This window comes from Fibrella aquatica, assembly GCF_041321135.1.
Taxonomy (GTDB): Bacteria; Bacteroidota; Bacteroidia; order Cytophagales; family Spirosomataceae; genus Fibrella; species Fibrella aquatica.
In genome coordinates this window covers 22,045-36,929 of record NZ_JBGGWF010000017.1, presented here as the reverse complement: position 1 = coordinate 36,929, position 14,885 = coordinate 22,045, and the positions used below count along the sequence as shown (strand labels likewise).

At 50.1% G+C, this 14,885-nt stretch carries 12 protein-coding genes; 8 read left to right on the top strand and 4 right to left on the bottom strand.

Going from position 1 to position 14,885, the window contains the following annotated elements:
• Nucleotides 1-20 precede the first annotated feature (20 nt).
• Together nusA and infB are read left to right on the top strand one after the other, a co-directional pair.
• On the top strand, nucleotides 21-1,265 hold the full coding sequence (nusA, locus tag ACAW87_RS24260) for a transcription termination factor NusA (RefSeq protein WP_370726248.1): 1,245 nt from the start codon (nucleotides 21-23) through the stop codon (nucleotides 1,263-1,265).
• A 186-nt stretch (nucleotides 1,266-1,451) separates the two neighbouring features.
• Nucleotides 1,452-4,793, top strand: coding sequence for a translation initiation factor IF-2 (infB, locus tag ACAW87_RS24255; protein ID WP_370726247.1), 3,342 nt, complete (start codon nucleotides 1,452-1,454; stop codon nucleotides 4,791-4,793).
• 109 nt (nucleotides 4,794-4,902) lie between these two features.
• On the opposite strand, the gene ACAW87_RS24250 is transcribed toward infB, so the two are convergent.
• Complete coding sequence (locus ACAW87_RS24250; protein WP_370726246.1) at nucleotides 4,903-5,868, bottom strand: phytanoyl-CoA dioxygenase family protein; 966 nt, start codon at nucleotides 5,866-5,868, stop codon at nucleotides 4,903-4,905.
• A gap of 107 nt (nucleotides 5,869-5,975) precedes the next feature.
• Complete coding sequence (rhaT, locus tag ACAW87_RS24245; protein ID WP_370726245.1) at nucleotides 5,976-7,013, bottom strand: L-rhamnose/proton symporter RhaT; 1,038 nt, start codon at nucleotides 7,011-7,013, stop codon at nucleotides 5,976-5,978.
• A 196-nt stretch (nucleotides 7,014-7,209) separates the two neighbouring features.
• On the opposite strand from rhaT, the gene ACAW87_RS24240 reads away from it, so the two are divergent.
• The gene (locus ACAW87_RS24240; protein ID WP_370726244.1) at nucleotides 7,210-7,605 is read left to right on the top strand and encodes a response regulator; all 396 of its coding nucleotides are present in this window, start codon (nucleotides 7,210-7,212) and stop codon (nucleotides 7,603-7,605) included.
• Nucleotides 7,606-7,616: 11 nt separating this feature from the next.
• Here ACAW87_RS24240 and ACAW87_RS24235 read toward each other — a convergent pair whose 3' ends face one another.
• Nucleotides 7,617-8,810 (bottom strand): M20 metallopeptidase family protein, encoded by a 1,194-nt coding sequence (locus tag ACAW87_RS24235; RefSeq protein ID WP_370726243.1) that lies wholly within the window; start codon nucleotides 8,808-8,810, stop codon nucleotides 7,617-7,619.
• 142 nt (nucleotides 8,811-8,952) lie between these two features.
• Nucleotides 8,953-9,663 (bottom strand): RDD family protein, encoded by a 711-nt coding sequence (locus tag ACAW87_RS24230; RefSeq protein ID WP_370726242.1) that lies wholly within the window; start codon nucleotides 9,661-9,663, stop codon nucleotides 8,953-8,955.
• 185 nt (nucleotides 9,664-9,848) lie between these two features.
• Between ACAW87_RS24230 and ACAW87_RS24225 the strand changes: the two genes are divergently transcribed.
• From ACAW87_RS24225 to ACAW87_RS24205, 5 genes are all read left to right on the top strand, one after another.
• Nucleotides 9,849-10,796, top strand: coding sequence for a stage II sporulation protein M (locus ACAW87_RS24225; RefSeq protein WP_370726241.1), 948 nt, complete (start codon nucleotides 9,849-9,851; stop codon nucleotides 10,794-10,796).
• Between the two features lie 18 nt (nucleotides 10,797-10,814).
• Nucleotides 10,815-11,717 carry a DUF7847 domain-containing protein gene (locus ACAW87_RS24220; protein ID WP_370726240.1) on the top strand — a complete coding sequence of 301 codons (903 nt, stop codon included), beginning with the start codon at nucleotides 10,815-10,817 and terminating at the stop codon, nucleotides 11,715-11,717.
• 87 nt (nucleotides 11,718-11,804) lie between these two features.
• Complete coding sequence (locus ACAW87_RS24215; RefSeq protein WP_370726239.1) at nucleotides 11,805-12,581, top strand: DUF4129 domain-containing protein; 777 nt, start codon at nucleotides 11,805-11,807, stop codon at nucleotides 12,579-12,581.
• A gap of 31 nt (nucleotides 12,582-12,612) precedes the next feature.
• Entirely contained in the window at nucleotides 12,613-13,812 is a 1,200-nt protein-coding gene (locus ACAW87_RS24210; protein WP_370726238.1) for a DUF4350 domain-containing protein, read from the top strand.
• Nucleotides 13,813-13,880: 68 nt separating this feature from the next.
• Nucleotides 13,881-14,858: an AAA family ATPase gene (locus tag ACAW87_RS24205; protein ID WP_370726237.1), complete on the top strand. Its 978-nt coding sequence runs from the start codon at nucleotides 13,881-13,883 to the stop codon at nucleotides 14,856-14,858.
• The last annotated feature ends 27 nt before the right edge of the window (nucleotides 14,859-14,885 follow it).

Sequence of the window (14,885 nt, the reverse complement as noted above, 5' to 3'; positions counted from 1 at the left end):
CAGCCAACCCGATACACCAAATGAATAGCGGACAGTTAATCGAATCTTTTGCTGAATTTGCCCGATCAAAAAATATTGACCGGCCAACCATGATCGCCATTCTGGAAGAAGTTTTCCGGACAATGATTCGAAAAAAATATGAGACTGATGCCAATTTCGATGTAATCATCAACGCGGAAAGCGGCGATCTCGAAATGTGGCGAACCCGCGAAATCGTTGACGATGACTCAGAAGATATCTGGGATTATGATAAAATTCCCCTCGCCGAAGCACGACTCATTCAGAACGACTTCGAGGTGGGGGAACAAGTGGCCGAAGAGGTTAAATTAGAAGATTTTGGGCGGAGGGTAGTGCAAACAGCCCGTCAAACGCTCATTCAGCGTGTTAAAGATTTAGAGAAAGAACTGCTGTACCAGAAATACAAAGACCAGGTTGGCGACCTGATTTCGGCTGAGGTGTACCAACTTCTGAAAGGCGAGATTATTCTGGTAGATGGAGAAAACAACGAGTTGAGTCTGCCCCGTAGTGAGCAGATTCCAAGAGATCGCTACCGAAAAGGCGACGCTGTAAAGGCAGTTATTCACCGGGTCGACATGAACAATGGCACCCCGAAGATTATTCTGTCACGTACCTCACCGGTTTTCCTCGAGCGGCTGTTCGAAACCGAAATTCCGGAAATTTATGATGGCGTCATTTCGATCCGTCGGATTGTGCGCGAACCGGGTGAACGGGCAAAAGTAGCCGTTGAATCTTACGACGACCGCATTGACCCCGTTGGGGCCTGTGTTGGTATGAAAGGGGTACGTATTCACAGTATCGTGCGCGAATTGGGTAACGAGAATATCGATGTAATTAATTACACCGAAAACCTGGAGCTACTCATCAGCCGTGCACTCAGTCCGGCCAAAGTCAGTTCGATGAATATCGATAAAGACACGGGCCGGGTTGCTGTGTATCTGAAACCAGATCAGGTTTCGCTGGCGATTGGTAAAGGTGGTCAGAACATTAAGTTGGCTGGCCGGTTAGTCAATCTGGAACTGGACGTATACCGTGAAACCGACGGTCAGGAAGACGACGAAGACGTTGACCTAATGGAATTCAAAGACGAGATCGACGAATGGATAGTCGAAGAATTCCGCCGCGTTGGCCTCGATACTGCCAAGAGTGTTCTGGCCCTGAGTCGTGAAGAATTAGTTCGCCGTACCGATCTGGAAGAAGATACCGTAGAAGATATCCTGAATATCCTCCGGCAGGAATTTGAGTAAAGAAAGTCTAAGGTTTAATATTGAAGGTCTAAAGTTGCCCTGCCAATTAATCAGATTGGTCATTGGCAAGGCAACTTTGAACCTTGAACATTAAACTTTGAACCCCTTAATTGGGATTTATAATCCGTTAACCGTTGTTATCACTGTATAAACAACCATTAATTTTGTCGGGTCTAAACCGAACGTATGGCAGAAGATAAATCAATGCGCCTGAGCCAAGTGGCGAAAATTCTCAACAAAGGGTTATCCTCTGTTGCGAGCACGCTATCTGCCAAGGGGTTCAAGGTGGAAATAAACCCTAATACCAAGATCAACACTGAACAGTTGGAGGTATTAGCGAAAGAATTTAAAGCAAGCGATCTCTTGAACGGAGCCCGCAAATCGGCCGACGCACCTGCTCCGGCAGAGGCGCACCGTGAGGCACCGGCCCGTCGGGATGATGACTACCTGCCACGTTATTCGCGTGATGAGCAGGGGCGCCCTAACCCGGGCGAGGGCGATAAAGCGGCACCTGCTGGTACTGCTCCCGAAACCGTCAAACCTACCACACAACCGGCACAGCGTGAGGCTGCTCCGGCTTCAGGCCTTCCTGGCTTGACGGTAGTAGGTAAAATTGACCTCAATGCGCCGCGTCCTGCGCCGCCTGTTCAGGCAGAGCGTGTGGCAACGCCAGCCCCGGCCCCAACTCCTGCCAAGGCACCCGAAGCGCCGAAACCACCTGTGGTTGCGGCTCCGGCACCCAAAGCACCAGAGCAGCCAGTTAGCGTACCGGCTCCAGTAGCTACTGCGCCCGTTGCTCCACCACAACCGGTGGCTCCGGTAGCGCCAGCACCGAAGCCCGTTGAAGCTCCTGCTCCGGTAGCAGAAGTGAAAGCAACGCCCCCCACACCTGCTCCGGCACCCGTGGCTGCTCCAACGCCTAAACCCGTTGAGAATCGTCAGCCCGACCGTCCGAAACCTGCCCCGCAGGCACCCAAAGCAGCCGAAACACCTCGTCCTGCTCCGGCAGCAGCGCCAGCCGCTCCTGTAGCGGCTGCACCAAAACCTGCTGAGGCGCCAGCGCCGAAGCCAGATGTACCTGCCGATGAACCGGCTCGCCCAATCGAGACGATTCGTGCGGAAGGTAGCGTGCAGCTGAAAGGCCTTACGGTAAAGGGTACTATTGATCTTACGCAGTTCAATCGCCCGCAGGGTGGTGGAGCAGCAGGTCGTGATAAAAAAGGAAAGCGGAAACGTATTCCGAACGCAAACGACCGGCGTCCCGGCCAGCCCAATACGGGCGGCGGTCAACCACAAGCTGGTGGTCAGAATCAGGTTAATGCACCACGCAACGACCGTGATGGACAGCCGCGTGGCGACCGTCCGGGCTATCAAGGTGGTGACCGTAACCAGGCAGGTGCAAACCAGAACCGCCCCGCACAAGGTCAGGGTTCAGGTAACAACACCAACACAACCCGTCCTGCTACAGGTGCACCAGCTGCTGGTAATACCAGTAACACAAATCGCCCGGCCGCAGGTCAGGGTGGTGGAAACAACCAAGGACGCAACAGCAATGGTCCACGTCCAGGCGGTGGTAACGATAAAAAGCGTGGAGGTGATCGCCGCGACGTACCTACAAAACAGGAAGTATCGGCCAATATTCGTGCTACTAATGCCCGGATGACAGGCGGTAACACCCGCACTAACCGGGGAGCCGATCGTCGCCGAGACCGTCGTAGTCAGCGTGAAGAAGATCGTCGTTTAATGACCGAGCAGGAAGAACTGGAAGCAAAAACGCTGAAAGTGACCGAGTTCGTGTCGGCCAACGATCTATCGTCACTGATGGATGTGTCAATCAACGAAGTTATCTCAGTGTGTTTGAGTGCCGGTATGTTCGTTTCGATCAATCAGCGCCTCGACGCTGAAGCGATTACGTTCATTGCTGACGAATTTGGCTTTGACATTCAATTTGTATCTGCTGAGGAAGAAACAGAAGCTAGTCTGGACGAAACGCCAGATGCCGAAGAAGACCTACATCTACGCGCTCCGATTGTTACGATCATGGGTCACGTTGACCATGGTAAAACATCGCTGCTCGATTACATCCGTCGCGCTAAAGTAGCCGCTGGTGAAGCTGGTGGTATTACGCAGCACATTGGTGCCTACAGCGTGAAAACGGAAGATGGCCGTATGGTTACTTTCCTTGACACGCCTGGTCACGAAGCATTTACCGCCATGCGGGCACGGGGTGCTAAAGTAACTGACGTTGTTATTATCGTGATTGCGGCTGATGATAGTATCATGCCACAGACACGTGAAGCCATCAACCACGCTCAGGTGGCAGGGGTACCGATCGTATTTGCTTTCTCGAAAGTAGATAAGGCTGGTGCCGACGCAGAGAAAATTCGGAATGAACTGTCGCAAATGAACCTCCTGGTTGAAGATTGGGGTGGTAAGTATCAGTCGCAGGAGATTTCATCGAAATCAGGTCTTGGCATTGATGAGTTGCTGGAGAAGGTGCTTCTGGAAGCAGAAGTACTCGAACTGAAAGCAAATCCATCACGCCGTGCCACCGGTACAGTGGTAGAAGCTACCCTCGACAAAGGTCGTGGATACGTGACCACGGTACTTGTTCATAACGGTACGCTTCGTCAGGGTGACATCATGCTTGTTGGAGCCCACTATGGCCGCATCCGGGCTATGACTAATGACCGTGGCGAGCGGATTAAAGAAGCAGGGCCTTCACAACCTGTACAGATTCTGGGTCTACCTGGTGCGCCCCAGGCTGGCGATAAGTTTAACGTGATGGAAACGGACCGTGAGGCCCGCGAAATTGCAAACAAGCGCGAGCAACTGTTGCGTGAGCAAACACTGCGTACTCGCAAACACATTACACTCGAAGAAATTGGCCGTCGGAAAGCGATTGGTTCATTCAAAGAGTTGAACGTGATTGTGAAAGGTGACGTAGACGGTTCAGTAGAAGCCCTGTCGGATTCGCTGCTGCAACTGTCGACGGGTGAGGTTCAGGTGAACATCATTCACAAAGCGGTTGGTCAGATTTCAGAATCAGACGTGCTACTGGCTTCAACAGCCGACGCGATCATCATTGGTTTCCAGGTACGTCCATCATCGAATGCCCGTAAGCTCGCTGAGCAGGAGCAAATCGAAATTCGGATGTATTCGATCATCTATGATGCCATCAATGAGATCAAAGATGCAATGGAAGGTCTGTTGGCTCCAACGCAGGAAGAGATCATTACCGGCAACATTGAAGTTCGCGAGGTATTCAAGATCAGTAAAATCGGTACGGTAGCTGGTTGTTATGTGACTGATGGTACGGTGAAACGGAACCATAAAATCCGGATTATCCGCGACTTTATCGTGATCCATACGGGCGAAATCAGTGCGCTGAAACGCTACAAAGATGACGTAAGCGAAGTACGTACCGGCTACGAATGTGGTTTGAGTATCAAAGGCTTTAACGATATCGAAGTTGGTGATATCATTGAAGGTTTCGAAATGAAAGAAGTGAAACGGACACTGGCTTAATTAGTTCGGCTGTTTTAAACAATCATAAAAAATGCCTGCCCTTGTAAAAGGGTGGGCATTTTTGTTGTTATGTGTTCTGATAGAATGGTCAGGATGGGATTCCGTAAAACTAAAATGGCTTCTTCCCGATTAGTTTCTTGAATAACTCCTTGGCCAGTACGCCAATAGAAAAGTTGTGACTTACGGCATATCTATAATCGCCGGTATTGATGGTATCGAATGGTTTACCATTTTGTGTGTGTTGCACCAATTGCCCGGTACTGATATCGACAACAGGGCGCAGATTGAGGTTGCCGGCAAACATGTCGGAGAAGCGCGGCGAATAATAGAGACAACCCTCGAAGTAGTAATGCGTTACCTGCGACCAACGGGTTGCACGACTGTTTCGGATGGGCGATCCGCCGTGAACCAGATTTGACGACCAGATAAGCACATCGCCTTTTTTCATGTAAATCTCGCGGCGTTCATACTGGCGAGAATCCATGAAGGCTTCCATAAAATCTTCGTATTCCTTGTATTCGCTAAAGTCTTTCTTGGCCTCAATCCCGATATTGAAGTAGTTGAACTCTTCACTCCGATGCGAACGGGGGTAGTAGAACAAAGGTCCGTTATCGGTATGGGTATCTTCGAGGGCTACCCAGACTCCACACATAAATTTACCGGGCAAACTACTAAAATGAATCGTATCGGAATGGGCGCGTTGCTGCGTGCCAAACTTGAAATTCAGTGTCTGGAACGGTATTGGCTTACGATCGTAAAGAAAGCGCAACACGTCGAGAATCTGTGGCAGAGAGGCAATGTCGCGCACCCTTGAATGCGTTTTCCAAAGGTCCTGATGACGGCTTGGTTCGTCGCCCAGATTGGCTGGATACTCGCCTTCAATTTGGGCAATAGCCTGATCAATCAACGTTTTGTCAATCGCATTTCGCAGTACGGCGAAACCCTCCCTATTGTAGTGTTCTGCTAAAGCGGTCTGTTCAGGCGTAAGCGTTTTTTCTGACAGCAGCTTGCTAAAGAAAGGTGACTCTACCCAGGGGAGATTGACGCGTTGAGTAACCGTAACAGTGTCGGACATGGCTTATATTAAGTGGCTAAAAGTAAAATAGCGCTGAATTCACTAGATTGTCTAATGAATTCAGCGCTATTGATTTATCGGTAGTTTACCGTTGTGTAAACGATAAATTACTCAGCCAGATAATTGCCGATACCAACGATGACTGTCGAGAGTACAACAGTAGCAATACCCAGCGAAATGGTGCGAAGTGTGGGTCGGTTAGCCCCTTTCCATTCGTTGAGATATAGGCCCCAAAAGCTACTGAAGGCAATAATAAAGGCCATATGAAGTGTCCAGCCTGAGAAACGGTATGCTCCCATTTGACTGTCGCCCATCCCGTAAAAGAAGAACTGAAAATACCAGGTGAAGCCCGCCAGCGCACAAAAAAAGATGTTGGTCCAAATAGGGGTGCTATGATTCGTGTAATCAGTGTACGTTCGGTTGCGGATGTTCAGATAGATAGTCCAGATGGCGTTGGTAGTGAGGCCACCCAGCAGAATAATGACTAGCGTAGCATTATTCATATAGAGCGGATCGGTACCATGCTGAACGGCAATATCTGAAATGGCCTGTCCAGCCGTGAGTCCGAAAGAGAAACAGGCGCTCAAAACACCTGAAAAAATAGCAACCAGCAGTCCCTTACGAATATCGAATTCGGTGATAACGGCTTTTTTCTGTTCCTCGGTGAGGTGGCGTTCTTTCATCATACCCGCTAACCCACAGATGCCGATGCCAAGTACGCAAACGGCTACTCCCAGCATAACGAAACGGCCCGACGTAGTGCTTACTAATTCTCCGATTGTTCCGAGGTAGATGGGAGGTACCAGTGTGCCAAAAACGGCGCACAAGCCCAGGGTGACGGCCATGCCGAGAGAGAGACCCAGATACCGCATAGCTAGCCCGAAGGTCAGTCCGCCGAAGCCCCAGAGTACGCCCCAGCCATAGGTCCAGAGGAGGGTGTCGGTGGGAGCCTGTTTCAGAACCTCCATCAGATCGGGTACCGTTATGGATCCGAGCAGGAACGGGGCTACTAGCCACGAAAACAGCCCGCCCACCAGCCAGTAGCTTTCCCAGGCCCATCCTTTCACATTTCTATACGGTAAATAAAAACTGCCCGACGCAAACCCGCCGACAGCATGTAGGACAACACCCCAGAATACAGCCATTTTTTCTACTTTTTATACCAAAGCTACGATATGCTGTATTTACTGCTTTCCTGCTCCTACCTGCTTAGGCCCAAATTGGGTACTCAAACGGGTTACGGCAAAAGAAAGCCAGACTATGTGTGTCTTTCCTCAACACAATTAAACATAATTACTTACTTGTTTTGTAATTTTGCTAACCATCTGTTATGACATCCTTATGACCCAACCGGTCCGAATTTTGCTGGTAGAAGATGACGAAGACGACATCACATTCTTTGAACTGGCGTTGAAAAAGCAATCGATTACTACTCAACTAACTACGTTAACGGATGGTGATCAGGTAATGCCCTACCTTAATGAAGCAGCTGAACACCCTGATTTGTTGGTCCTTGACCTGAACCTCCCCAAATTACCAGGCCGGGATGTGCTGACTCAAGTAAAGGAATCGCCTGTTGGTCAGGATATTCCAGTTGTTATTCTGTCGACGTCATCGGCTCAGGAAGACAGTGATTTTTGCATTGCCAATGGTGCCGAACGTTTCCTGACCAAACCTACCTCACTGACATCGCTCAGTACAATGCTGGCCGAAGTACTCGACGTTACAGTCAGGTAGGCTTGCTTATATCAGTTTCCCTGCAACTCCTGCACGGCTAGCCAGGCCATCAGGCCGGGGCCAATCGCCAGTGCCTCCTCGTCAATGTCGAACGTAGGAGTATGTACTCCGCTAACGATGCCTCGTGCTTCGTTGCGGGTACCCAGGCGATAAAAACAGGAATCGACTACTTGCGAGTAAAAGGCGAAATCTTCCCCCGCCATCCACAAATCGAGGTCTACTACATTCTCACGTCCCATATAGGCCTCAGCCTGGGTACGTAGCCGCCGGGTTAGTTCGGGGTGATTTTTCAGGAAAGGGTACCCTTTTACGCGCGTAAACTCGCAGGTACCGCCCATGGCTTCAGCCATAGTTTCGGCCATTTTCTGAATAAGTGCTACGCCTTTCTCACGCCATTCTTCGTTCATGCACCGGAATGTGCCCTCGATTTGCACGTAATTAGGAATCACGTTGGTCACTCCATCGGCAATGAAGCGGCCAAAAGAAAGTACGGATGGGCTGGCTGGTGGTCGGTTCCGGCTGATGATCTGTTGCAGGGCCACAATAACGTGTGAGGCAATCAGTACAGGATCTACCAGATTGTCAGGCATGGCGGCATGCCCACCCTTGCCGTGAATGGTCATGTAAATTTCGTCGGTGCTGGCCATGTACATGCCTTCTCGAAAACCAATTTTTCCGACAGGCACGTTGGTTGCTACGTGTTGGCCAATCATGCCCTGAGGCCGTGGGTTATCCAAAACGCCCTCTTTGATCATCAATGAGGCACCACCCGGCGCTTTTTCTTCGGCGGGTTGAAAGACGAGCTTAACTGTTCCCGAGAACTGATCACGTAATTCGGTCAGGATACGGGCGGTACTTAGCAGGCTGCTGGTATGCACATCGTGTCCGCAGGCATGCATAACACCGTCGACGGTGGATTTATAGGGTACATCGTTCGCTTCGAGAATGGGTAAAGCATCCATGTCGGCGCGTAGGGCAACAACCCGGTTATCGATGCCCGGCAGGGTGCCTTCAATCAGGGCAACTACGCCTGTGCCGGCTACGCCTTCCTGCGGATGCAGACCGAGTGCAGTAAGCTCACGTGCCACAAAACGGGCGGTTTCCTGCTCATGAAATGACAATTCAGGATGCGCGTGTAAATGACGACGAATGGCCACAGCACCGGCAGCGTATTGTTCAGACAGTGATTTTATGGAAGCTAGCATAGATTTAAGAGTTCAAAGTCTGTTAGAGTTCAACGTCTAAAGTTTAATGGCTAAAGTTGCTCTGCTGATATGCGTAGCGACTTTAGACATTAGACTTTGGACGTTAGACCTTACCTTGAACATTAGACGTTGAACTTAGAACTCATTCCTGCATGGATAGGAATTGGTAGTCGTTGATAATGGTAATTAAAAAGTCGTAGTTGCTCAGATCGGTGGTGATATGTAGTACCTCTTTGATTTTGTCGGCGGTCAGGTCGGCTGCTTCCGATGAACCCCGCCGGAGTACCTCGCGGATCACTTGAATATCCCGATCGGTCAACTGTTGGGCCGAGTGGAAGCGAACCTGATAGTTGGGGGGGAGGTTATTATAAACGACATCATCAAGTTGCACCTTTGAATGGAGCCGGATAACAGTGGTTCCTGCGGCCAGATCGCCAAGTCGTTGCCCTTTGCCATTAGTGGCCACGCAAACAATGGCTACTATACCGCTGAAAATGCGCGTGTCGACCAGGCGGAGTAGCCAACGCATCAGGTAAGCACCAACGCCCGGCTGTGACCCATCCATCATAACTACCCTGATTTTCAGCGCTATCTTGCCAATGCTCTGTCCGTTCAATAGCCATTCGCAGAAAAAATCGTAGAAGAAGATAGGAAGTGCTGCTACAACCAGTACATACACTACCGATTGTCCGCCGGAACCAAACCAACCTGCGCCAGCCGGAAGTGCGATTGTGAGTATAGCCCATGCCGCAAAGACGACATAGTCGAGTAGGGTGGCTAAAATTCGGTCGCCAATACTGGCAGGCTCATATTCGAGTAATACGTTCTGGGTGGTCTGGATAGAAACAGCCATCGGAAGAGGGGTGGGTTGATCTTTCGAACGTTTGTTCGCTAGGTCAAAGATACCGGTTAGGCCTGTTTTTGAGTCGCCTTTTATTGTGATTATTCGTGTGAAAATGCCACCAACTTTGCCGATAGTTAAGTAACTTTCCCCGGTCGATTAGATTAAGTCGATAAACCTACCTGCCTTCGGTTTGTATGCGTGAAGCTGCCTTTGTGAAACGGAACACTGACAAGTGGGCCGATATTGAAAGAAATCCGACAAGAGATCCCGACGAGCTGACAGCCCGTTATGTGGAACTGACCGACGACCTGTCGTATGCCCGCACGTTCTACCCGGAGTCGAATGTGACGCGGTATTTGAACGGGCTGGCCGCCCAGATGCACCGGGGCCTGATGCAGAACAAGCGCGAAGAGCGCGGCCGATTCGTGGCGTTCTGGAAATACGAGCTTCCCCAACTTTTTTACTATTCGCAACGAACGCTGGCGGTGTCGGCCGTTTTTTTCCTGATTGCCTGTCTCATTGGCTGGATTTCGGCGATCAATGACCCCACCTTTGTTCGCCTCATTCTGGGCGATGAGTATGTGAATATGACGCTGGAGAACATCAAAAAAGGAAATCCGCTAGGTGTATACGGCAGCATGGATCAGGGTAGTATGTTTTTCCAGATTACGCTGAACAATATTGCTGTTTCGCTACGGGCGTTTGTGGCGGGCGTAGTTGTTTCGGTAGGTACGTTGGTGATGCTGTTCTACAACGGTGTAATGCTGGGTGCTTTTCAGGCTTTTTTCTACGAACGGGGTTTGCTTGCCGAATCGTTGCTGAAAATATGGATTCACGGTACGCTCGAGATTTCGGCCATCGTAATTGCAGGTGCCGCCGGGCTCACGCTGGGCAATAGCCTGCTGTTTCCAGGTACGTTGCCGCGTTTAGAGTCGTTTAAACGCGGGGCAAAACAAGGATTGAAAATTGCTGTGGGGCTGGTTCCTATCTTTATTATAGCCGGCTTCTTGGAAAGCTTCGTTACCCGTCTTACGCTTCAGCCGGCGGTTAGTTTGCTGATTATTGCTACATCGGCAGCGTTCATTGTCTGGTATTTCATAATTTACCCAATTCAGTTGCACCGTTCCCGTCAAAATGCCTAATCTCTACTTCTTACTCTCATGATCCAGTTTGAAAGACGCCGCGATTTTGGCGAAAAAATCAATGCTACGTTCACGTTCGTGACCGAGCAAATCCGCGGTTTAGGGTTATCGCTACTCTTTATTGTGGGGCCTTTGGCGTTGGTGGGTGGTATCATCTCCGGCTACGGACAGGCTAAGCTATTAGGGTCTGCCACATCGGTGAATACGCCGGATAAGCTGATGTCGTTTTATGCCAGCATTCTTTCCGGTCCACAGTTGATTGGCATGGTGCTTCAGTTGTTTGCCTATGTACTGACCAGTTTGGTCACGTTTTCGTATATCCGGCTGTATCGTGAAAAACAAACCAAAGACAGCATTGGGGTAAGCGAAGTATGGGCCGAAGTACAACGGTACATTGGTTCTGGTATTCTGCTGTCTATCGTAACCTCCATCATTATGGCATTTGCGTTTATACTGCTGGTTTTGCCGGGTATATACGTAGCCGTAGTTCTGACCCTTGCCCCCGCGATTCTGGTATTTGAACGTCGGGAAGTTGGTCAGGTTATCAGTCGTTCGTTCAAACTAATCAGCGATAATTGGTGGTCAACATTCGGGATTTTGCTGGTTATGGGCATCATTGTCAGTATCATGAGCATGGTATTCACGCTGCCTTCTGCCATTCTCGGTGGTTTGTTTGGGGCAGGCGTGGTGAAAGATATTTCTATACTGACAGCCGTGTTAACTGCTTTAGCCTCGGTTGGTGGGTCCATTTTACAGGGGATTTCGGCGACAACGATCGCCTTTCAGTACTTTTCACTGGTGGAAGAAAAAGAAGGCACCGGACTGCTGAGTCAGATTGACTCTATTGGTCAACTGTCAACCACTCCGGGTGCATCTACATCAGGCACCTTACGGAATCGGGAGGAAGAAGGTGACTATTAAGCACGTTGAATGGGTTGGTCTTGCGTACAAAAACACCAGGCCAATTGTTGATCTTTTATGCTACTAAGTCGACTTTGTTTGTGCGTAATGATTGCCCTCGGCCTGCTGACTTCGGCTGTGGCTCAGGATACAACAACCGTGTCGCCTGCAGACGCGAAAGACGTGGTGGTCAGCCCTGAGGTAGATAAAGCCTATAAGCAGGAAGCCGATTCGGTGGCTGCCGCCCGTGATACTGCCACGTATGCGGTTGTTAATGACCGTACTCCTGTTGGGGTACGGTCGGTTGATGCCGATAAACTACGTGACATTCAGACCGACAGGGCGTATCAGTATGGCGACGATGTGCCGCCCACGGCTAGCCCCTGGCAACGGTTTTTGTCTTGGTTCTGGTATAAAGTAGGAGAGTTGCTCCGCACTAAGGCGTATCGGAGTGTTGGTCAGTATGTGCTACTGGCGGGCATTGCCGGGTTGGTAATCTGGTTGCTCTACAAAGCGGAGGTGCTGGCTAATCTGTTTCCGGGTCGGGCTAAACATACAGGGCTGGGCTACGAAACAGTAGACGAAAACATCCATCAGATCAACTTTAGCGACCGCATCAACGAAGCCGTTGAGAAGCGCAACTACCGGCTGGCCATCCGGCTGTTGTATCTGCAAACGCTGAAGGAATTGACCGACAGTGGCCTGATTCGCTGGCAACCCGACAAAACCAACCGGCAATATGCTTATGAGCTGACAGGAAATCCTAAGCGGCTCCCGTTTGAGCAGTTGACCACACTATTTGAATATGCATGGTACGGTGATTTTCCGGTCGATGAAACCCGTTTTAGTAGCATCCGGGAGCAGTTTCAACAGTTTAAAGCCTAGCCATTCAAGGTCATAAATTGACTGCGTTTTCATGCGTATAAACAAATACATCCTGTTCCTGCTGGCTACGCTTACGGCGTTTGTAGTGTTCGAGTATTACAAGCCCAAACCCATAGACTGGAACCCTACTTACCGAAATAACGACCGTATTCCGTTTGGCACTCAAGCGGTGTTTGAGTTATTGCCTGGCCTGATGGGGCGGAAAACGGTTGAAAGTGTTCGGTTGCCCGCCTACAATTTGCTGACCGAGACGAAGGTAGTAACGCCCAGTAACTACATAGCCGTTTGCGAGGATTTTGCGGCGGGAACCTACGACACCCGTGAACTGCTCAGGTACGTGGCACGCGGCAACAACGCTTTTTTGTCGGCCTATGATTTTTCGGATACGCTGAGTAAGGCGCTGGGATTTAAAGCCAACGTGAAGAATCCACTTGAGGCTGACTCAACACTGCGCTCAAATTTTGTGGGACCTAAGCTGGCGCGGAAAGGAGGATACAATTTTAGACACGACGATGGACGAAATTATCTGGTCGTAAAAAAGCCAAATAGTGGTATTACAGTATTGGCTCGTAATGCCCGAAACGAAGCAATTTTTCTGCGTATCCCGCATGGTAAGGGCGTTTTTTACATTCATAACCTGCCGCTTGCACTAACCAATTATTACCTGCTCTTCCCCGCCTCGGCCGATTATATGACCAAGGCATTTTCGTATTTGCCGGCTCAGACCACTTATTGGGATGAGTTTCAGAAGCAGGGCCGATTCAACGAAGATGAACAATCACTGTTGCGGTACATTTATAAGCAACCGGCTCTGAGTTGGGCATACTACATTGGTTTGTTTGGCCTCATTATTTATGCCCTGTTTGCCGGAAAACGGACGCAGCGTGTGATTCCTGTAATGCCATTGCCCCAGAATACATCGCTCGAGTTTGTGAAAACGGTGGGGCGGATGTATTTCCAGCAAAACGATCATGACAACGTGGGTCGTAAGAAAATCCTGTATTTCCTGGCCGATCTCCGCGAGCGTTATCAGATGAGTACGCACATTCTCGATACAGAATTTACCGAAACGCTGGCCCGTAAAAGCGGTGTTCCGCTCGATGAAACCCAAAATCTGGTGCGGATACTGGCTCAGGCGCAACGAGCCGTTTCACTCTCGGAATTTGATTTACTGACTATCAATTCCGCCATTGAAAATTTCAATCTTAGCAGTTCTGTTTCCAATATCTGAGGTTTTATCACTCTGGACCGAGAAGCCTAAACCCCGTATTTTGGACTTTGAACGAACATTATTCATACATGGAACAACCTTTTGATACCCGCGTTGACCTTCAGGGCCTAAGTGCTGCCATCAACGCTATTCGCGCTGAAGTTGGAAAAGTAATTGTTGGGCAGCACCAAACAATCGATCTATTGCTGGCCGCACTGCTAGCCGATGGACATGTGCTTATTGAGGGCGTTCCGGGCGTAGCCAAAACATTGACAGCTAAGTTATTGGCTAAAACTGTTTCGGTACAGTTCAGTCGGATTCAGTTTACGCCTGATCTGATGCCGGCCGATGTGTTGGGTACGTCGGTGTTTAGCCCCAAAACGGCGGAATTCTCGTTTAAGCACGGGCCTATTTTTGCTAATATCGTGCTGATCGATGAGATCAACCGGGCACCGGCCAAAACACAGGCGGCTCTTTTTGAAGCCATGGAAGAACGGCAGGTGACTAACGATGGTAACACATACCTGCTGCCGCCACCGTTTATGGTGTTGGCTACACAAAACCCCATTGAACAGGAGGGAACCTATCGCCTGCCCGAAGCCCAACTCGACCGGTTTCTGTTCAAAATTGTGGTTGGCTACCCTGAACAGGCCGAAGAAGTGGATATTCTGCGCGGACACCATCAACGCCGTAACCTGACCGACGCTATGGCTGCCATCAATGCTGTGCTGACTGCCGATCAGTTGAACGACATGCGCAACAAGGTGCATCAGGTCCACGTAGAAGATAATCTGTTCGATTACATTGCCCAGATTGTCAGAAGTACACGGGCCAACAAGTCGTTGTATCTGGGCGCGTCGCCCCGCGCTGCTGTAGCGTTGCTCAATTCGGCCAAAGCGCTGGCTACGTTGCGGGGACGCGATTTTATTACGCCCGAAGATGTGCAGGAACTGGCCGCGCCGGTACTGCGTCACCGGATTTTGCTCACCCCCGAACGCGAAATGGAGGGCGCCACTGCCGACGATGTGATCGCCCAACTGATTCAGAAAGTAGAGGTTCCCCGTTGATTATTGCACTGGCTAACCGCGGTGGTA